This is a genomic window from Micromonospora wenchangensis, from assembly GCF_002210435.1.
In the GTDB taxonomy this organism is placed as follows: Bacteria; Actinomycetota; Actinomycetes; order Mycobacteriales; family Micromonosporaceae; genus Micromonospora; species Micromonospora wenchangensis.
In genome coordinates, this window is record NZ_MZMV01000001.1 from 1 (window position 1) to 18,040 (window position 18,040).

Annotated in this window: 19 protein-coding genes and 1 pseudogene; 7 read left to right on the top strand and 13 right to left on the bottom strand. The window is 74.2% G+C overall.

What is annotated here, in order from left to right:
* Window positions 1-522 (top strand): annotated as a pseudogene (locus B5D80_RS00005) (hypothetical protein); the annotation flags it as partial.
* A gap of 33 nt (window positions 523-555) precedes the next feature.
* On the top strand, window positions 556-1,440 hold the full coding sequence (locus tag B5D80_RS00010) for a 3-methyladenine DNA glycosylase (protein ID WP_088641639.1): 885 nt from the start codon (window positions 556-558) through the stop codon (window positions 1,438-1,440).
* A 41-nt stretch (window positions 1,441-1,481) separates the two neighbouring features.
* On the opposite strand, the gene B5D80_RS00015 is transcribed toward B5D80_RS00010, so the two are convergent.
* The 10 genes from B5D80_RS00015 to B5D80_RS00060 form a co-directional block, all read right to left on the bottom strand.
* Window positions 1,482-2,636, bottom strand: coding sequence for a cellulose binding domain-containing protein (locus tag B5D80_RS00015; RefSeq protein ID WP_088641640.1), 1,155 nt, complete (start codon window positions 2,634-2,636; stop codon window positions 1,482-1,484).
* Between the two features lie 132 nt (window positions 2,637-2,768).
* A complete protein-coding gene (locus B5D80_RS00020; protein ID WP_088641863.1) occupies window positions 2,769-3,347 on the bottom strand; it encodes a GNAT family N-acetyltransferase in 579 nt (192 codons plus the stop codon).
* Between the two features lie 8 nt (window positions 3,348-3,355).
* Window positions 3,356-3,772 carry a DUF4180 domain-containing protein gene (locus tag B5D80_RS00025; RefSeq protein WP_088641641.1) on the bottom strand — a complete coding sequence of 139 codons (417 nt, stop codon included), beginning with the start codon at window positions 3,770-3,772 and terminating at the stop codon, window positions 3,356-3,358.
* A 79-nt stretch (window positions 3,773-3,851) separates the two neighbouring features.
* Window positions 3,852-4,277 carry an alternative ribosome rescue aminoacyl-tRNA hydrolase ArfB gene (arfB, locus tag B5D80_RS00030; protein WP_088641642.1) on the bottom strand — a complete coding sequence of 142 codons (426 nt, stop codon included), beginning with the start codon at window positions 4,275-4,277 and terminating at the stop codon, window positions 3,852-3,854.
* 9 nt (window positions 4,278-4,286) lie between these two features.
* Complete coding sequence (locus tag B5D80_RS00035) at window positions 4,287-4,595, bottom strand: hypothetical protein (protein ID WP_088641643.1); 309 nt, start codon at window positions 4,593-4,595, stop codon at window positions 4,287-4,289.
* Window positions 4,596-4,740: 145 nt separating this feature from the next.
* Window positions 4,741-5,604: a S1C family serine protease gene (locus B5D80_RS00040; protein WP_088641644.1), complete on the bottom strand. Its 864-nt coding sequence runs from the start codon at window positions 5,602-5,604 to the stop codon at window positions 4,741-4,743.
* A 63-nt stretch (window positions 5,605-5,667) separates the two neighbouring features.
* Entirely contained in the window at window positions 5,668-6,627 is a 960-nt protein-coding gene (locus B5D80_RS00045; RefSeq protein ID WP_088641645.1) for a VWA domain-containing protein, read from the bottom strand.
* Entirely contained in the window at window positions 6,624-7,616 is a 993-nt protein-coding gene (locus B5D80_RS00050; RefSeq protein WP_088641646.1) for a DUF58 domain-containing protein, read from the bottom strand. Before B5D80_RS00050 ends, B5D80_RS00045 begins: the two co-directional genes overlap by 4 nt.
* Entirely contained in the window at window positions 7,613-8,662 is a 1,050-nt protein-coding gene (locus B5D80_RS00055; protein WP_088641647.1) for an AAA family ATPase, read from the bottom strand. Before B5D80_RS00055 ends, B5D80_RS00050 begins: the two co-directional genes overlap by 4 nt.
* Before the next feature lie 226 nt (window positions 8,663-8,888).
* Complete coding sequence (locus tag B5D80_RS00060; protein ID WP_088641648.1) at window positions 8,889-9,410, bottom strand: hypothetical protein; 522 nt, start codon at window positions 9,408-9,410, stop codon at window positions 8,889-8,891.
* 397 nt (window positions 9,411-9,807) lie between these two features.
* Between B5D80_RS00060 and B5D80_RS00065 the strand changes: the two genes are divergently transcribed.
* Window positions 9,808-10,743 (top strand): endonuclease/exonuclease/phosphatase family protein, encoded by a 936-nt coding sequence (locus B5D80_RS00065; protein ID WP_245854144.1) that lies wholly within the window; start codon window positions 9,808-9,810, stop codon window positions 10,741-10,743.
* 15 nt (window positions 10,744-10,758) lie between these two features.
* Here B5D80_RS00065 and cimA read toward each other — a convergent pair whose 3' ends face one another.
* The gene (cimA, locus tag B5D80_RS00070; protein ID WP_088641650.1) at window positions 10,759-12,342 is read right to left on the bottom strand and encodes a citramalate synthase; all 1,584 of its coding nucleotides are present in this window, start codon (window positions 12,340-12,342) and stop codon (window positions 10,759-10,761) included.
* A gap of 253 nt (window positions 12,343-12,595) precedes the next feature.
* Here cimA and B5D80_RS00075 point away from each other — a divergent pair, with 253 nt between their 5' ends.
* Entirely contained in the window at window positions 12,596-13,054 is a 459-nt protein-coding gene (locus B5D80_RS00075; RefSeq protein ID WP_088641651.1) for a PRC-barrel domain-containing protein, read from the top strand.
* Between the two features lie 77 nt (window positions 13,055-13,131).
* Entirely contained in the window at window positions 13,132-13,887 is a 756-nt protein-coding gene (locus B5D80_RS00080) for a tyrosine-protein phosphatase (RefSeq protein WP_211291335.1), read from the top strand.
* Between the two features lie 18 nt (window positions 13,888-13,905).
* On the opposite strand, the gene B5D80_RS00085 is transcribed toward B5D80_RS00080, so the two are convergent.
* Window positions 13,906-15,003: a branched-chain amino acid aminotransferase gene (locus B5D80_RS00085; RefSeq protein ID WP_088641652.1), complete on the bottom strand. Its 1,098-nt coding sequence runs from the start codon at window positions 15,001-15,003 to the stop codon at window positions 13,906-13,908.
* 111 nt (window positions 15,004-15,114) lie between these two features.
* Entirely contained in the window at window positions 15,115-16,146 is a 1,032-nt protein-coding gene (locus tag B5D80_RS00090; RefSeq protein WP_088641653.1) for a 3-isopropylmalate dehydrogenase, read from the bottom strand.
* A 221-nt stretch (window positions 16,147-16,367) separates the two neighbouring features.
* Between B5D80_RS00090 and B5D80_RS00095 the strand changes: the two genes are divergently transcribed.
* Together B5D80_RS00095 and B5D80_RS00100 are read left to right on the top strand one after the other, a co-directional pair.
* Window positions 16,368-17,243 carry an FAD:protein FMN transferase gene (locus tag B5D80_RS00095; RefSeq protein ID WP_088641654.1) on the top strand — a complete coding sequence of 292 codons (876 nt, stop codon included), beginning with the start codon at window positions 16,368-16,370 and terminating at the stop codon, window positions 17,241-17,243.
* 359 nt (window positions 17,244-17,602) lie between these two features.
* The gene (locus B5D80_RS00100) at window positions 17,603-17,959 is read left to right on the top strand and encodes a hypothetical protein (protein ID WP_088641655.1); all 357 of its coding nucleotides are present in this window, start codon (window positions 17,603-17,605) and stop codon (window positions 17,957-17,959) included.
* Window positions 17,960-18,040: the final 81 nt, after the last annotated feature.

The window sequence follows — 18,040 nt, forward strand, 5'->3', positions numbered from 1 at the left end:
GTCGCCTGGGGCGGACCGCCCGTCGCCCCGCAGCGGGGCCGCGACCCGCAGCGGTTCGACCTCGCCGCCGCCTGGACGGCCACCCGCGAGGTCGCCGCCATCGACACCACCAAGCAGCCCACCGCCGGGGCGTGGACGGGCACCACCATGACCGGCCCGGTCGGCACCCCGCTGCGGGAGACGGCGTTCGAGTTCACCGTCTACCGGGTGGCCTGCGCCACCGCGCGGGTGGCCAGCCAGCAGTGCCAGGCCACGGTCGGGGTCCGCAACCTCACCCCGGAGCAGCAGAGCTGGCACGGTCAGCTCCAGCGCGCGTACCTGCCGGGTGGGAGCTGGGTGAGCACCGACGAGGACGCCACCCGGCTGGCGAACCTGGGACGCGACGTCTTCGCCCAGCCCGTCTCGGCGGGCAGCCGGGTGGTGTTGCCGCTGGTCTTCACCGTGCACGGCGCGCAGAAGCCGAAGCAGTTGGAGCTGCGCAGCGGGGTGTTCTCCGCCGGGGTCCGGGTGGACGTGCCATGACCGGGGGCGGGCGGCGGTCGTACCCTGGGGGGTGTGACCGCCGCCCTCGCCCCCGCCGCCCTCGACGCGGCCGACTGGCAGGCCCGGCGGGCGGCCCACGCGGCGCGGGTGGCCACCTGGCTGGACCCGCACCTGGCCCGCCGCCGCACCGGCGGCCGGCACCCGGTGGAGGACTTCCTCTTCACCTACTACTCCTACCGCCCGGCGCAGTTGCGCCGTTGGCATCCGGGCGCGGGGGTGCTGCTGCGCGACGCGGACCAGGCGGAGTTCGGCCGGGACTACCGCGCCGACCCCGCCGGGGTCACCCTCGACACCGAGCGGGTACGCGGACGCCGCGCCGACTCGATCGGCTGGATCGGACAGCTCCTGGCCGCGACCGCCGGCCGGCCGGCGCACCTGGGCTGCTTCGGGATGCACGAGTGGGCGATGGTCTACCGGCAGACCCAGGAGGAGGTCCGGCACAACGCCTGGCCGCTGCGGCTCAGCCCGGACGACACCGCCGCCGTGGTCCGCGAGCGGGGCGTGCGGTGCAGCCACTTCGACGCGTTCCGGTTCTTCACCGCGCCGGCCCGGCCGCTGAACCTGCTCCAACCGAGCCGGGAGACCCAGCACGCGTTGGAGCAGCCGGGGTGCCTGCACGCCAACATGGATCTCTACAAGTGGGCGTACAAGCTCTCCCCGCTGGTCGCCTCGGAGCTGGTGGCGGACTGTTTCGCGCTGGCCCGGCAGATCCGGACGCTGGACATGCGGGCCAGCCCCTACGACCTGGCCGCCCTCGGCTACCCGCCGGTGCGGGTGGAGACCGCCGAGGGCCGGGCCGAGTACGCGGCGGCCCAGCGCGGATTCGCCGAGCGGGCGGCCGTGCTGCGCGCCCGCCTGCTGACCGCCCTGGACCACGCCATGTCGGCTGCCGGCTGACCCGGGCGGGGGTCCGGGCCGGGGCCCGGACCCCCGTCTGATCAACTGGCGGTGCAGGTCGCCGTGGGGGCGGTGGCGGTGCCGGTGTTGGTGCCGAGGAACCCGAAGGTGGCCTCGGCCGCCGGGGCGAGCGCCCCGTTCCAGTTCACGTTGCGGGCGGTGACCGCGCTGCCGGTCTGGGTCAGGTCGGCGTTCCAGGTCTGGGTGATCTGCTGCCCGGCGGGCAGGGTGAAGCTGACCCGCCAGCCGGTGGTCCGCGCGGTGCCGGTGCTGCGGACGGTCACCTCGCCCTGGTGCCCGCCCTGCCACTGGTTGGTGATCCGGAAGCTGGCGGTGCAGGCCACCCCGGCCGGCGGCGAGGTGGTCGGCGGGTCGACCGTGGGTGACCCGGTGGGCGGGACCGTGGGGCTGGCCGTCGGGCTCGGGGGGCCGGTCGGGGTGGGCGAGCCGGTCGGGGTGGACGTGGGGGTGACCCCGCCGAGGGCGGCCACCAGCGCCGGGTACCACCGGTCGGACATCTTCTGGTCGCCGGCCGCGTTGGGGTGCACCCCGTCGTAGGTGTCGGTGGTGGTGCTGAACCCGGTCCACTGGTCGACCACCACGATCGGCGACGCGGTGGTGGTCTTCCCCGCCGCCCAGCCGTCGATCACGGCGTTCAGGGCCACCGCCCGCTGCCCGCACTCGGCGCAGCTCGACGGGGCCATCGGGATGATCTTTGCGACGATGATCCGCATCGCCGGGTTGCTGGCCCGCATCTGGTCCACCAGCTTCGAGTACGCGGTGAGGATGGTGGCCGGGGGGATGTTGCTCCACACGTCGTTGGTGCCGAAGTGCATGAGCACGACGTCGGGGCGGGTCGCGGCGAGCCAGCCGGGCAGCAGGTTCTGGTTGGCGACGTTCGTCACCAGGTAGCCGCCGTGGCCCTCGTTGTCCCCGTCGTACGGCTGCCCGCAGCCCTGCGGGCCGAGGGTGCCGACGAAGTCGACGTCGGTGTGGCCGGTGGACTGGAGGCGGTTCCACAGCAGGGAACGCCAGCAGCCGGGCGAGCCGGTGATCGAGTCGCCGAGCGGCATCACACGTACCGGGGTGGCGGCGGCGGGGTGGGCCGCCGGGGTGGCGACCAACCCGACGAGCAGGGTGAGGGGGACGGCCGCGAACGCGGCGAGCAGGGCGGAGAGGAACGGCCTTCGGAGCATGGTGAGGGAACTCCTGTCACGTGACGACGTGCGGTCGGTGACGGCCCGGTTGCTCCCACGGACATCCCACCAGACCGGCCGCCCCGGCTCAACGCCCTCCCGCATCCTGGCGAAGCGCTTCGACACCCCGGGTCAGCGCGCGGGGTGGCCCCGGTGCACGGCCCACTCCGGGGCGAGGATCGACATCACTGTCGCGTCGACCCAGCCGTCGGTGTCCCGCAGCACCTGCCGCAGCACGCCCTCGGCGACGAAACCCACCTTCTCGTACGCCCGGCGGGCGCGCGGGTTGAACGCGAACACCTCCAGCGAGACGCGGTGCAGACCGAGGGTGTCGAAGGCGTACCCGACGACCAGCCGGGTCGCCTCGGTGCCGAGCCCCCGGTCGCGGCCGGCCGCCGCGAACAGGGTGCGGAAGTTGCAGGAGGCGTTGTGCCGGTCCCAGTCGTTGAGGACGACCTCGCCGACGCAGTCGCCTGTGGCGTTGTCCACCACCGCCAGGTCGAGCCGGTCGGTCTGCGCGTTGCGGCTGCCGTACCAGGAGCGCAGTTGCCGCTCGTCGGGGCCGTCGGGTGGGCTGCCGGTCAGGCGGGCCACCTCCGGGTCGGCCACCGCCGCGCGGAAACAGGCGAGGTCGGCGTCGACGAACGGACGCAACGTCACCCGCTCACCGGTGATCGTCGGTTTGGTGGCGAAGTCGACGGCGTTGGACATGACGCCCATCATCGGCGGTGGCCGGGGCCGGGCTCCACCGGGTTTCCGCCACCGGCCCGCGTCCGCAGCCGCTCCTCCAGCTCGGCCATGGTGTCGACGAACCAGAGCTGGCTGCCCCGGTTGGCCTCGACGACGAAGTCACGCAGGGCGGTGCTCCGCTCGACGTGTCCGGCGATGTCACCGACCACGGCCAGCCGCAGCCGGTAGTTGACGAACTTCTGCACCACCGCGCCCGCCACCCCGGTACGCAGCGTGAAGAACTCGACGGCGAGCCGGCGTACCGGAAGCACCACCAGGTCGACCCCGTGGCCCAGCGCCGCGCCGATCACGTCGGTGGCGTCGTCGCCGCCGCAGATCCGCGGACCGTCGGGGGCCCCGGCGAGGGCGGTGGTGCCGGCGAGGGTGACCAGGGTGTCGGTGGACATGCCCGCCAGCCTAGGCAGCCCGGGCCCGCCCCGGCCCGGGTTTTCCGCCACCGGCGCACTACACCGGCGCGGGCGGCGGTCAGTCGCCGTCGGCGCGGCGGTCCCGCTTGCGCTGGGACTGGCGCTTCTTGTCGGCCAGCCGGCGTTCCTTGGCGCCCCGGGAGGGGCGGGTGGGCCGCCGGGGCGGCGGGGGCGGGGCGACGGCCTCACGCAGCAGGGCGACCAGCCGTTCCCGGGCCGCCTCCCGGTTGGCCAGTTGCGCGCGGTGCTCGCTGGCGGCGATGGTGAGCACCCCGTCGACGAGCCGGCCGGCGAGGCGTTCCCGTACCCGCTCGCGCAGGGCCGGGGGCAGGCTGGTGGTGCCGGCCACGTCGAAGCTCAGCTCGACCCGGGAGTCGGTGGTGTTGACACCCTGCCCGCCCGGCCCGGACGAGCGGGAGAAGCGTTCCCGCAGCTCGGCGGCGGGCACGGTCCACCGGTCGGTCACCCGCAGTCCGTCGTCCATCCGGCGAGGTTAGCGCCCCCGCCCGCCGGTGGGCGTCACGGTCGCCGAGGGTGCGGGTCCGGGTGCCGGTTCGGCCCGGTCGTGGTCGGGCCCGACGGTGGCGTAGGCGACCGCGCCGAACAGCAGCAGCGCGATCACCCCGACCCGGGTGAAGGCCGCCCGGATCAGCACGAGGGCGGCCCGGCGGGCACCGGGGACGGCCCGCCTGGCGGCCCGGTAGTCGGTCCAGCCACGACGGGCGCGGGCGTACCGCGCGCCGACCCCCCAGCCGACGACCAGGCCCACCACCAGCAACAACGCGATGAGAGGTAGCTCCACCCACGCCAGTATCCATACTTAGCGCCATATTTCTATGGGCTGATGGCCCTGACCTCGGCATCTGCAAGTTTTCCCTGGTCAGCGCCGCGGCTGGCGGCGGACGCGGCAGCCGGGCCCGGGTCGCGCGGCGCGGGCCGCCCGGGGGTCAGCCGCCCTTGCCGATGATGGTGTCGGCCGTCTGCTGCACCTGGTCGATGGGGATGGCGAAGCCGATGCCGATCGACCCGCTGCCGTCGATGGTGGCGATCGCCGTGTTCACCCCGACCACCTCGCCCCGGGCGTTGACCAGCGGGCCACCCGAGTTGCCCGGGTTGATCGACGCGTCGGTCTGCACCGCGCTGCGCCGGCTGGTGCCCAGCCGTACCTGCCGGTTGAGGGCGCTGACGATCCCGGCGGTCACCGTGCCGGCCAGGCCGAGCGGCGAGCCGACCGCGAGCACCGGTTCGCCGACCCGGGTGGACCGGGGCTTGGCCAGCGGCAACGGGGCCAGCCCGGCGGCCGACGGCACCTTCAGCACGGCCAGGTCGCTGCCGGGCTCCCGGCCGACCACCTCGGCGGCGTACCGGCGGCCGTCGGGCATCTCCACGGTCACCGCGCCACCGCCGCCCTTGGCCAGGATGTGGTCGTTGGTGACGATGTGCTGCTCGTTGTCGATGGCGAAGCCGGAGCCGGTCGCCGACTGCCCGGCCGTGCCGCCGCCGACCAGCACGGAAACCACCCCCGGGACGGTCTTCTGGGCGGCGGTGACCAGTTCCGCCGGAACCGGGGCGGCCGACGCCGCCGTCGGGCCCGCGCCGTCCTGGCCGGCCACCCAGCCGCCGGCCGCCGCGCCCGAGACGGTGGACAGGGCGACCACCGCCGCGGCGGTCCACAACCGTCCGCGCCAGCGCCGCCGGGACGGGTCCTCCCCCGCCGACGGTACGTCCCACCGGGGCCGGCCGTCCGGCCCCAGGTCGGGTGAGAGGAACCAGGGGCCCCGGGGCTCCCCCAGGCCGGTCGGTACTGCCATACGTCCGCTCCTCACTGTGCGCGCTGCGACGGATCAGGGGCAGGTGGGTCAGCACGGTCCCGCTCAGGGCAGGCGGGAGAACCAGCGCATCGACCCGGCCGCCGCACCCATGGCGAAGACCAGCCCGAGCCCGATGAACCGGGCGGAGATGTCCTGACGTTCCTTGCGGTAGCCGACGGAGGAGCCGATGTCCTCGTACACGTCGCGCAGTTCGGCGCTGCTGCCCGCCTCGTGGAAGCCGCCCCCGGTCTGGTCGGCGACCGCCCGCAGGGTCTGCCCGTCGACCGGCACCTGGATCGGCCGGCCACCCCGGTCGACGAACCCGCCCGGGGTGCCGAACGAGATGGTGTGCACCGGCACCTTCGCCGCGACGGCCGCCGCCGCGGCTTCCATCGGGTCCGCGCCGGAGGTGTTCGCCCCGTCGGAGAGCAGGACGACCCGGGCCGGCGGCGGTTGCTTGGCCGCCTTCCCGTCGAGGCTCTTCACCGCGCCGAGACAGGCGCTGATCGCCTCGCCGATGGCGGTGCCCTGCACGCCGGTGATCCCCTCGGCGAGCCGGTCGATCCCGTCGTGCAGGGCACCCCGGTCGGTACTCGGCGGCACCAGCACCGCCGCGCTGCCGGCGAACGCGACCAATCCCACGTTGAACTCGTCGGGCAGCCCGTCGACGAAGGTCCGGGCGGCCTCCTTGGCGGCGGCCAACCGGTCCGGTTCCACGTCGGTGGCGAGCATCGACGTGGAGACGTCCACGGCCACCATCACGGTGGCCCGCTCGCGGGGCACCCGTACCTCGGCGGTGGGCCGGGCGAAGCCGACCACCAGCAACGCCAGCATGGCCAGGAACAGGCCGGCGGGCACGTGCCGCCGCCAGGCGGGCCGCTGCGGGGCGACCCGGTCGAGCAGCCGCAGGTTGGTGAACCGGACCGCGTACCGGCTGCGTCGCCGCTGCGCCAGCAGGTAGCCGACGGCCAGCGCGGCCACCCCGAGCAGCAGCAGGAGCCGGGCGGGTGACTGCCAGTTCACGCGACACCTCCCCGGGGCGCGGCGGACGCCGCCAGCCGGCGCTGGGCGTGCACGTGCCGCACGATGTCGGCGGTCCAGTCCCGGTCGGTGCGCAACGCCAGGTGGTCGGCTCCGCTACGGCGCAGCGCGCGGGCCACCTGGGCGCGTTGCGCGGCGGCGGCGCTGGCGTACCGGCGGCGCAGCTCCGGGTCACCGGTCCACACCTCGCGCCGCCGGCCGGTCTCCGGGTCGGCCAGGGTGATCAGGCCGACGTCGGGCAGTTCCAGCTCACGCGGGTCGGTCACCTCGACCGCGAGCACCTGGTGCCGGGCGGCGAGGCGGCGCAGCGCCGGCTCCCACCCGGTGGTGGCGTCGTGGTCGTCGGGCAGCCCGTCGAGGAAGTCGGAGACCACCACCACCAGCCCCCGCCGCACGGCGACCCGCTGCACCGCGGCGAGCGCGGCGGCCAGGTCGGGGCCGGCCGGCCCGGTGGCCGGTGCCGGGTCGTCCGCCCGGGGGGCGTGCAGCAGCGCGCGGAGCAGGCTCAGCAGGTGGGTACGCCCGCAGCGGGCCGGGAACCGGCGCAGTCCGTCGCCGCCGAGCACCTGTGCGCCGAGCCGGTTGCCGGCGCCGGCGGTGAGGAAGCCGACCGCGGCGACGGCGGCCACCGACAGTTCCCGCTTGTCCAGCGCGGCGGTGCCGTACTCCATGCTGGGGCTGGCGTCGACCAGCAGCCAGGTGGTCAGCTCCCGGTCGGCGTCGACCTCGCGGACGTGCGGGACGGTGGTGCGGGCGGTGACCGCCCAGTCCATCCGGCGTACCTCGTCCTCGCCGGGGCGGTACTCGCGGCTGCCGGCGATCTCGCTGCCGGGGCCGGGCAGCAGGCCGCGCAACTGACCGTGGAGCAGCCCGTCCAGCCGACGGGTGACGGTCAGTTCGAGGCGGCGCAGCCGCCGTTCGGGGGCGAGGTCGGCAAGCGTCGGGCCGGGCGGGGCGGCCGGGGCGCTCACGCCGCCGCCAGGTCGGGCGTGTACTCGGGGTGGCCGGTGGCGAGCACCGGGGGCGGCACCGCCTGGACCAGCCGGTGCACCACCGCCTCGGCGCTGACCCCGTCGGCGACCGCGTCGAACGAGAGCACCAGCCGGTGGGCGAGCACGTCGACCGCGAGTTCGCGGACGTCGTCGGGGAGCACGTACTCGCGGCCCCGCAGCAGCGCCTGGGCGCGGGCGGCGGCGACCAGGCCGAGGGTGGCCCGGGGGCTCGCCCCGTACGCCAGCAGCGGGGCGATCTCCGGCAGCCCGAAGCGGCCCGGGTCGCGGGTGGCGAGGATCAGCCGGACCACGTACTCGGCGAGCGCGTGGTGCACGAAGACCTGGGCGGCCCGGCGCTGGTAGTCACGCAGCCGGACCGGGTCGAGCACCTGGCGGGGGCGGGGCCGGTCGCTGCTCATCCGGTAGAGGATGGCCAGCTCGTCGGCGTCGCCCGGGTAGTCGACGACGATCTTCATGAGGAACCGGTCCCGCTGCGCCTCGGGGAGCTGGTAGACCCCCTCGGACTCGATCGGGTTCTGGGTGGCCAGCACCAGGAACGGCTCCGGCACCGGCCAGCTCCGCCCGCCGATGGTGACCTGCCGTTCGGCCATCGCCTCCAGCAGCGCGGACTGCACCTTGGCCGGGGCCCGGTTGATCTCGTCGGCGAGCACCAGGTTGGCCATGATCGGGCCCAGCTCGACGTCGAAGTTCTCGGTCGAGGCCCGGTAGATCCGGGTGCCGACGATGTCGGAGGGGACCAGGTCGGGGGTGAACTGGATGCGGGTGAAGGTGCCGCCGACGACGGTGGCGAGGGTCTGCGCGGCAAGCGTCTTGGCCACGCCGGGCACCCCCTCCAGGAGGCAGTGTCCGTCGGCGATCAGCGCGGTGAGCAGCCGTTCGACGAGCCGGTCCTGCCCGACGATCACGCGTTTGACCTCGAAGAGGGTCTGTTCCAACTCGGCGCCCGCCGCGTCGGCATCGACCGGGCGGGGCAGGCTGGCCAGGGTGTCCGAGATGTCCGTCACGGTGCTTGCTTCCCGGGGTTACCCGCCGGCAAACGTCGGAATTTCGGGCGCTGGCGGGCCGATTCGCCCCGGACCGGGACGACCGGCCCGGCGGGGCGGCAACGCCGTTCGGCGGTGCAGTGCGTGCGTCACCGGGCGATCCACGCCCTGCCCGCGACGGGTACCGGGTCCACAGCAGACGGTGCCGACCCCCGGTGGGGGCCGGCACCGCCGACGGGTCCGCGCCTCAGTTGGCGACGAACAGGTGGAACGGCTTGTTCGACACCGATCCGCTGGAGCTGTACGTCTGGACGAAGACGCCGTTCGGTGTCTGGTTGCGCGGGGCGACCGCGATCTCGCCGGCCGGCGGCACGTTGAACTGGTCGTTGGTGCCGATGGTGGCCTGGTACGCCTTCCCGACCACGCTGTAGTCGAGCAGCACCTGGTACTGGCCGGTGCCGTACCGGGTCGACGAGACGACGTTCGCCGAGTGCTGGAGCAGGGTGCCGTCGCTGGCGACGACCGCCCAGGCGACCGAACCCGAGGCCGGCGGGGCGAGCGAGGCCTTGAGCGCCGCGCGGGCCTGCTTCGCTTCGGCCGCCGTCACCGGGGGCTGGCCGGTGGCGCCGGACAGCCGCGCCCCGGGCTGGGCCACCTCGGCCGGAGCCTTGGTCGCCGGTTGCGCGACGGCGATCCCGCCGCCGGCCAGGGTGAGCGCCAGGACGCCGAGCGTCACCGCCGCCGCCTTACGCCTGAAGAATGTGGCCATGACAGGTCTCCCTTTTGTGACCGTGGCAATACGGCCGACCCACCGTACGGCGAGCCGGATGGAGATGGTGCGATCGAGCCGGAATTGACGTGGGCAGAAAGCCTTCCACCCGCGCCGGAAATAGTGAAGAAGAAACACTTCCGACCGGCCTGAGCTGGGAAAACTACGCTCTGTTGCGGCACCTCAACGAGGAGGAACGTAGCACCGCCAAAAGCGGAGCGTCAATAGCACACCAACCCGTTTTGCCATCTTGAAAACGATGTTGAAAATTGCGAAACGTGAAGTCTCGACCGTTCACGGAACGGCTCCGCGCCCGGCGGAGGCGGCATCGGCCGCTAGGCTGGCCGCCGTGCTGACGACCCCGGTGCCGGCCACCACCCGCCGTCGCGCCGTCCCGCTGATCTGCTGGCTGGCGGTGGCACCCGGCCTCGCCTGGGCCGTGGTCCGCCTCGTCGGGTTCGACCGGGGCCCGCTCGTGCAGGCGCTCGCCTTCACCCCGTACGTGGCGGGAGGCAGCCTGCTGGCCCTGATGCTGGCCCTCGCCCTGCGGTGCCGGTGGCCGGCGGTGGCCGCGGCGGTGGCGGCGCTGACCCTCCTCGGCACGGTGGCGCCCCGTGCGCTACCGGACCGGCAGCCGGCGACCCGAGGGCCGCAACTGCGGGTGCTCACCGCCAACCTGCTCGCCGGCAACGCCGACGCCGCCACCCTGGTCGAACTGGTCCGCCGCAACGAGGTGGACGTGCTCACCGTGCAGGAGTTCACCCCGGCGGCGCGGGACGCCCTCGACCGGGCCGGCCTCGCCGACCTGCTCCCCCACCGCCAACTCAACCCCGAGGTGGGCACCACCGGCTCCGGGCTCTACGCCCGGTTCCCCCTCACCGGCGGCGGTTTCCGGCGCAACACCGGGTTCGCGTTCACCCAGGCGTACGCGACGGTGGCGGTGCCCGGCGCACCGGCGCTGCGGGTGGAGTCGGCCCACCCGGCGGCACCCTGGTCGGTCGGGGTGGTCGACGAGTGGCGCACCGACCTGGCGGGCCAGCCGCGCGCCACCCCCGACGGTCAGCTCGGCATCCTCGCCGGGGACTTCAACGCCACCCTCGACCACTCTCCGCTGCGTGCCCTCCTGGCCAGCGGCTACGTCGACGCCGCCGATGCCGTCGGGGCCGGGCTGGTGGGCACGTGGGGCCCGTACGACGGCGACCCGATCCCGCCGGTCACCATCGACCACGTCCTGGTCGACCACCGGATCGCCGTCCGTGCGGTCACCGTCCACCGGGTCCCCGCCACCGACCACCGCGCCGTGCTGGCCACCCTGCGCCTGCCCGCCCCCTGACGCCGGGGGGTCGGCTCACACCGCCGCGCGGTCGAGGCCGTAGGTGAGGGCGTCGACCAGGGCGTGCCAGGACGCCTCGACCACGTTGGGGTGCACACCCACGGTGGTCCAGTCCCGGCCGGTGCCGTCGGCGGTCTCCACCAGCACCCGGGTCACCGCGCCGGTGCCGTGGGTGCCCTCCAGGATGCGCACCTTGTAGTCGGCCAGCTCGAAGTCGCGCAGCTCCGGGTAGTGCCGGGACAGGCCGACCCGCAGCGCCTCGTCCAGGGCGTTGACCGGGCCGTTGCCCTCGGCGGTGGCGATCACCCGCTCACCGCGTACCCGGATCTTCACGGTCGCCTCGGAGACCACCTCGCCGTCCTCCCGGTGCTCCACCAGCACCCGGTACGACTCCAGCGCGAACGGCCGCACCGGGGCGGCGTCCGGCAGCTCGGAGCGGACCAGCAGCTCGAACGAGGCGTCGGCGGCCTCGAACGACCAGCCGCCCGCCTCCAACTCCTTGACCCGGGCGGTCACCTTCGACACGGCGTCCGGATGGCCGGCCAGGTCCAGACCCAGCTCGCGGCTCTTCAGCTCGATGCTGGCCCGGCCGGCCATCTCGGTCACCAGGATCCGCATGTCGTTGCCCACCACCGACGGGTCCACGTGGTTGTAGAGCAACGGGTCGACCTTGATCGCGCTCGCGTGCAGCCCCGCCTTGTGGGCGAAGGCGGCGGCCCCGGCGTACGCCTGGTGGGTGTCGGGGGCGATGTTGGCGATCTCGGCGATGGCGTGCGAGACCCGCACCATCTGTTCCAGGCAGCCGTCCGGCAGGACGGGCAGCCCGAGCTTGAGCTGGAGGTTCGCCACGACGGCGAAGAGGTCGGCGTTGCCGGGGCGCTCGCCGTACCCGTTGGCGGTGCCCTGCACGTGCCGCACCCCGGCCTCGACGGCGGCGATCGTGTTGGCCACCGCGCAGGCGGTGTCGTTCTGGGCGTGCATGCCGAACAGTTCCGGGGCGATCCCGGTCCGGGCGGTCAGGTCGGCGATCGCGGCGGTCACCCGGGACGGCAGCATCCCCCCGTTGGTGTCGCAGAGCACGAACCGTTCGGCCCCCGCGGCGAGCGCGGTCTCGACCACCGAGGCGGTGTACGCCGGGTCGTGCCGGAACCCGTCGAAGAAGTGCTCGCCGTCGACGAAGACCCGCCGTCCCTGCGCGACCAGGTGGGCGACCGTGTCCCGGACCATCGCCAGGTTCTCCGCGCCGGTGGTGCGCAGCGCGCGTTCGACGTGCCGGATGTCGGCCTTGGCGACCAGCGCGACGGCCGGGGTCCGGGCGTCGAGCAGCGCGCGCACCTGCGGGTCGTCGGCGACGGCGACCCCCGCCTTGCGGGTGGCCCCGAACGCGACAAGCAGGGCGTGCCGCAGGTCCAGCTCGGTGCGGGCCCGGCGGAAGAACTCGGTGTCCTTCGGTACGGCGCCCGGCCATCCGCCCTCGATGAAACCGACGCCGAACTCGTCGAGCAGGCGGGCCACCGCCAGCTTGTCGATCACCGAGTAGCTGAGCCCCTCGCGCTGGGCGCCGTCGCGCAGCGTGGTGTCGTAGACCTGGAACGTCATCGAGAGTCCCTTCATCGGATCTTGGGGGGAGCAACAAAAAGACCCCCCGCGGATGCGGGAGGTCTGCGCGCTCGGCAGAGGGGAGGCCGGCGCGCTAGCTGCCAATAATGCGGGCGGAGCTGGTCACGGTCGCCACTCTGCCACTCCATCCGGGTTCTGGGAGACAGAATCCACATCCCGGGACGGGGTGTGTGCGGGGTCTCCCCGGGGGTAGCCCGGTTGACGGACACGACTCTTCGAGGCAGGGGTTCCGATGGACAGGCTCGACCCGCACAGCACGCACGGCGTCACCGACCCGATGGTCGACGACGGTCAGGGGGCGATCGCCGGGGGCGCTCCCGGCGGGGCGTTCGACCCGTGGACCTACCGGGACGAGGCCGGGGTCGCCGACGCCGACCTGGTCGGCTACAAGGTCGAGGCGACCGACGGCGGCGTCGGCAGGATCGACGAGGCGAGTCACGAGGTCGGCGGCAGCTACCTGGTCGTCGACACCGGGCCGTGGATCTTCGGCAGGAAGGTGATGCTGCCCGCCGGCACCGTCAACCAGGTCGACCACGACGACCGCAGGGTCCACGTCGACCGCACCAGGGACCAGATCAAGGCCGCTCCCGGGTACGACGAGAACAGCCACAGCGACGCGGCCTTCCGCGACAAGCTGGGCGGCTACTACGACGACACCTACGGCAACCTGCCCCCCGGCACCGCCCGGTAGCCGGCCGGCAACCGGCCTCCGTCGGCGGTCGACTCGGCGGGGCGGACTCCCGCCCCGCCGGCCGTTACCGTGTCCGGGTGAACCCCACCGAGAACAGCCGCCGTATCCCGTTCTCCGCGATGTTCAACTTCCGCGACGTCGGCGGCTACCCCGGCCACGACGCCCGCACCGTCCGCTGGGGCCGGCTCTACCGGTCGGACTCCCCGCACCGCATCGACGGCACCGACCGGGAGGCGTTCGCCGCGCTCGGCATCCGTACGGTGATCGACCTGCGTCGCCCGACCGAGGTGGACCGGGACGGCCGGGTGCCCGACCTCGACGGCCTCGCCTACCGGCACGTCCACCCCGAGCACGCCGACTGGGCGCTGAGCCGCCACGAGCCGGACTCCAGCCTGGCCCGCTACCTCGCCGACCGGTACGCCGACCTCGCCGAGACCGGCACCGCCGGGCTGGCCGAGGCGGTCGGGCTGATCGCCGACAGCGCCAACGCGCCCGTCCTGGTGCACTGCGTCGCCGGTAAGGACCGCACCGGAATCGTCTGCGCGCTGACCCTGTCCGTGCTCGGCGTCGACGACGACCGCATCGCCGAGGACTACGCGCTGAGCAGCGAGGCGTCCCAGCGGTTCAGTGCCTGGCTGGCGGCGTCCATGCCGGACGCCGAGGCACCGCCCGCACCCTTCCTGGGCTCCCCCGCCGAGGCGATGTCGCTCTTCCTCGCCGAGCTGCGCCAGCGGCACGGTTCGATCGAGGACTACCTGCGGCACGCCGGCGTCACCGACGCCCAGCTCGCCGCCCTGCGCGACCACCTGCTGGAGCCGCCCGCGCCACGGTGACCCCGTCCCCGGGGGTGGTCAGCGGATGTGCGTGACCCAGCCGTGCGGATCGGGTGCCTCGCCCCGCTGGACCGCCACCAACTGCTCCCGCAGCGCCGAGGTGGACCGGCCCGGCTCACCGCCGCCGATCACGAACTCGCCGCCGGGGTGCCGTACCCGGGCGATCGGGGTGATCACCGCGGCTGTGCCGCAGGCGAAGACCTCGCGCAGCCGGCCGCTCCCGGCGTCGGCCTGCCACTCGTCGAAGCTCACCGGGCGCTCGACGACCCGGTGCCCGGAGGCGGCGGCCAGGGCGAGCAGCGCGTCCCGGGTGATGCCCGGCAGGATGGTGCCGGTCAGCGGCGGGGTGACCAGGGTGTCGTCGTCGTAGACGAAGAACACGTTCATGCCGCCCAGCTCCTCGACGTAGCGGCGCTCGACCGCGTCGAGGAAGACCACCTGGTCGCAGCCGGCCTCGATCGCCTCGGCCTGGGCGGACAGGGACGCCGCGTAGTTGCCGCCGCACTTGGCCGCGCCGGTGCCGCCGGGGGCGGCCCGGGTGTAGTCCGGGGAGACCCAGACGGTTACCGGCTTCACCCCACCGGTGAAGTAGGAACCGGCAGGCGAGGCGATGACGCAGTAGAGGTACTCGCGGGACGGGCGGACGCCGAGGAAGACCTCGCTGGCGAACATGAACGGCCGCAGGTAGAGGCTGGCGTCGGCGGCGTCGGGGATCCAGTCCCGGTCGATCTCGACCAGCTTGCGCAGCGACTCGACGAACAGTTCCGCAGGCAGTTCCGGCATGGCCAGCCGCCGGGCGGAGGCGATGAACCGGGCCGCGTTGGCCTCCGGCCGGAACATGGTCACCGAGCCGTCGGCCCTGCGGTACGCCTTCAACCCCTCGAAGATCTCCTGCGCGTAGTGCAGGACGGCGCTCGCCGGGTCCATCGGGATCGGCGCGCGGGCCTCGACCCGGGGGTCGTACCAGCCCTTGCCGTCGGCGTACCGGATGGTCACCATGTGGTCGGTGAAGACCCGGCCGAAGCCGGGGTCGACCAGCAGGGCGGCCCGCTCGGCGGCGGATACCGGCGCGGGATTCGGACGGATCTCGAAATTGAGCATGTCACCACCGCTCATCGCGCTGACCTCCCTGCGGGTTTGCCGGCGCGCGGGAACCACGCACCGGGCTGACGTCCCAGAAACCTACCCCGAACGGTCGTTCAGTGGATAGCTCCACTTCCCGAGGGGTCAGGCCACCGCCTGCGCGGCGAGCCGGTCCCCCACCTCGTCGGTGCGCAGCGCCACACCCGGCGTCCGGCCGGCCAGCTCGGCGGCGACCGCGCCGGTCACCCGGGCGGCGGCGTCGGCGTGGCCGAGCTGGTCGAGCAGGAGCGCGGCGGAGAGCACCGCGGCCACCGGGTCGGCGACCCCCTTGCCGGCGATGTCCGGCGCGGAGCCGTGCACCGGCTCGAACATCGACGGGTACGCCCCGGTGGGGTTGATGCAGCCGCTGGCGGCCAGCCCGATCCCCCCGGTGACCGCGGCGGCGATGTCGGTGAGGATGTCGCCGAACAGGTTGTCGGTGACCACCACGTCGTACCGCTGGGGCTGGGTGACCAGGAACATGGCGGCGGCGTCGACGTGCTGGTACTCGGTGGCGACGTCGGGGTGCTCGGCGGCGACGGCCGCGAAGGCCCGCGCCCACAGCGAGCCGGCGTGGGTCAGCACGTTGGTCTTGTGCACCAGGGTGACCTTGCGCCGCTCACGGCGACCGGCGCGGGCGAAGGCGTCCCGGATGACCCGTTCCACCCCGTGCCGGGTGTTCAGGCTCTCCTCGGTGGCCACCTCGGCCGGGGTGTCGCGGTGCAGGCTGCCGCCGGCCCCCGCGTAGAGCCCCTCGGTGCCCTCCCGGACGACGACCAGGTCGACCTCGCCCGGCTTGACGTTGGCCAGCGGGCCGGGCACCCCCGGCCAGAGCCGGGACGGACGCAGGTTGACGTACTGGTCGAAGGCGAAGCGCAGCTTCAGCAGCAGGCCACGCTCCAGCACGCCGGGCGGCACGGTGGGGTCGCCCACCGCGCCGAGCAGGATGGCGTCGTGGCCGGCCAGCTCGGTCAGCACCGAGTCGGGCAGCACCTCGCCGGTGCGGTGGTACCGCGCCGCGCCGAGGTCGTACTGCGTGGCCTCGACGCCGGGAAGCACGGCGTCGAGGACCTTGAGGGCCTGCGCGACCACCTCGGGTCCGATCCCGTCCCCGGCCACCACCGCGATCCGTGCCACCTGCTGCTCCTCACCTCGTCCGCTGAGCGCAACGGTACGTCCCCGTCCCGCCTCCCGGTACGCGCCTTCCACCATCTGGGAGGGCGAAATGCTCAGCAGGCTCCCAGGCAGCATTCATGGTGCGGTCATCTCCACTGCCTAGGGTCGGTGCAGGACGGGTCGTGGGGGCCCGGGACGGACCGGCCGCGACGCCGCGGCACCGTCGGTGAAGGAGCAGCGTGATGCGGACCGAGCAGCAGCGGGGGCCAGGCCGACTGGACGAGCAACCGCGCACCCGCTGGGTGGACCAGAAGGCGTTCTCCCGCCGCCGTCCCGACCTGCGCCTGGGCACCCGCAGCCACCGCCTCGACCGCGCCGGTGACCCGTCCGGCGGCCGGATCGCCGTGCAGCACTCCGTCCGGACCGGCACCGCCGAGTACTCGCTCCTGCTCAACGCCCCCGAGGAGACGGGCCGGCGGGCGGTCGGCGACGCGCTGCGCGACGCCGTCGCCGAACTGCGGGCCATCGACCTCACCTACGGACCGAACCGGCCGCAGAGCCTGGTCTCCCGGCTGCGGCGCGGCGAGATCAGCCCCGAGTCGTACCCGCCGCTGACCGACCTGGTCGACCGCTGCGCGGCCATGCGGGCCGCCACCGACGGCTGGTTCGACGCCTGGGCCGTCCCCGGCGGCTTCGACCCCGGCGGCCTGCTCAACGGCTGGGCGGTGGAGCGGGCCGCGGCCCGGTTGCGCGCCGCCGGCATCCACGACTACGCGGTGCTCTCCGGCGCCGACCTGACGGTACGCGGGCACGCCGCGCACGGGGGACCGTGGCGGGTGGCGGTGCACCACCCGACCGACGGCCGGCGGGCCCCGCTGGTGCTGGAGATGACGGCCGGCGCGGTGGGCACCTCCGGGGTCAGCGGCCGGCACGGGCACGTGGTCGACCCGCACACCGGCGAACCGGCCGGGCGGCTGGTCGCCGCGACCGTCGTCGGCCCGGACCTGGCGGTGGCCGACGCCTACGCGACCGCGTTGTACGCGGCCGGGCCGGTGGGACTGTCGTGGTTCCGCGCCGACTCGGCCTATCAGGCTCTCTTCGCCCACCGACGCCGCTGAGCGGTGTCGCGGCGCGTCGGCCGACCTGTGGAGGGGGTCCACGGGGTGGCGCGGTCGACGGGCCGGCGATCGGCCCCCACGGTCTCGGCAACGACCGTGGGGGCCGGTCAGCGACGAGTGCGCGTGGCTCGCGCATTCGAGGGGTGCGGACCGGCCGGCCGGACGTTCGGCCCCGTCACCCGAAGACGGGTCGACTTTCCGACTTTCCCGATGACCGCCCCGGTACGCTAGCGAATCGACGCAACTCTACGCAAGAGTCTCCACAGCGGACCGTGTTTCTCCGTACACTCTCGACCACCCGCGGCGATCACGGCGGGTCAGTGTCGCTCCGGCGTCCGGGTGATGGCACGCTGTCCGCCGTGAGTTTCGATCTGAGCGTGTGGGCCCTGCACGACGGGGCCACGCCCGAGGACGTCCGGGCGGCGGTGCGGCAGTGCCACGAGGGGCGGCACGGCGAGCGCTATCCGGACCCCCGGGTGGTCGGCTTCTACCGCGCCATCACCGCCTCGTACCCCGACCGGCCCGCCCACCAGGGCACCCCCTGGGAGGTGTCACCGCTGCACGCGGCGGCCGACCACGTGGCGCTCAACCTCGTACCGACCTGCGACGACCAGGTGCTGCTCGACATCGAGCGGTTGGCCGGCGAGTACGACCTGATGCTCTTCGACCCGCAGGACGGTTCGGTCTACCCGCCGCCGTCGCGCCTGGCCCGCTGACGCCACACCACCGGGGACGGTCGGGTGTGGACGACGGAGGGCCCGGCCGTGCGGCCGGGCCCTCCGTCGTCGAACCGTGCG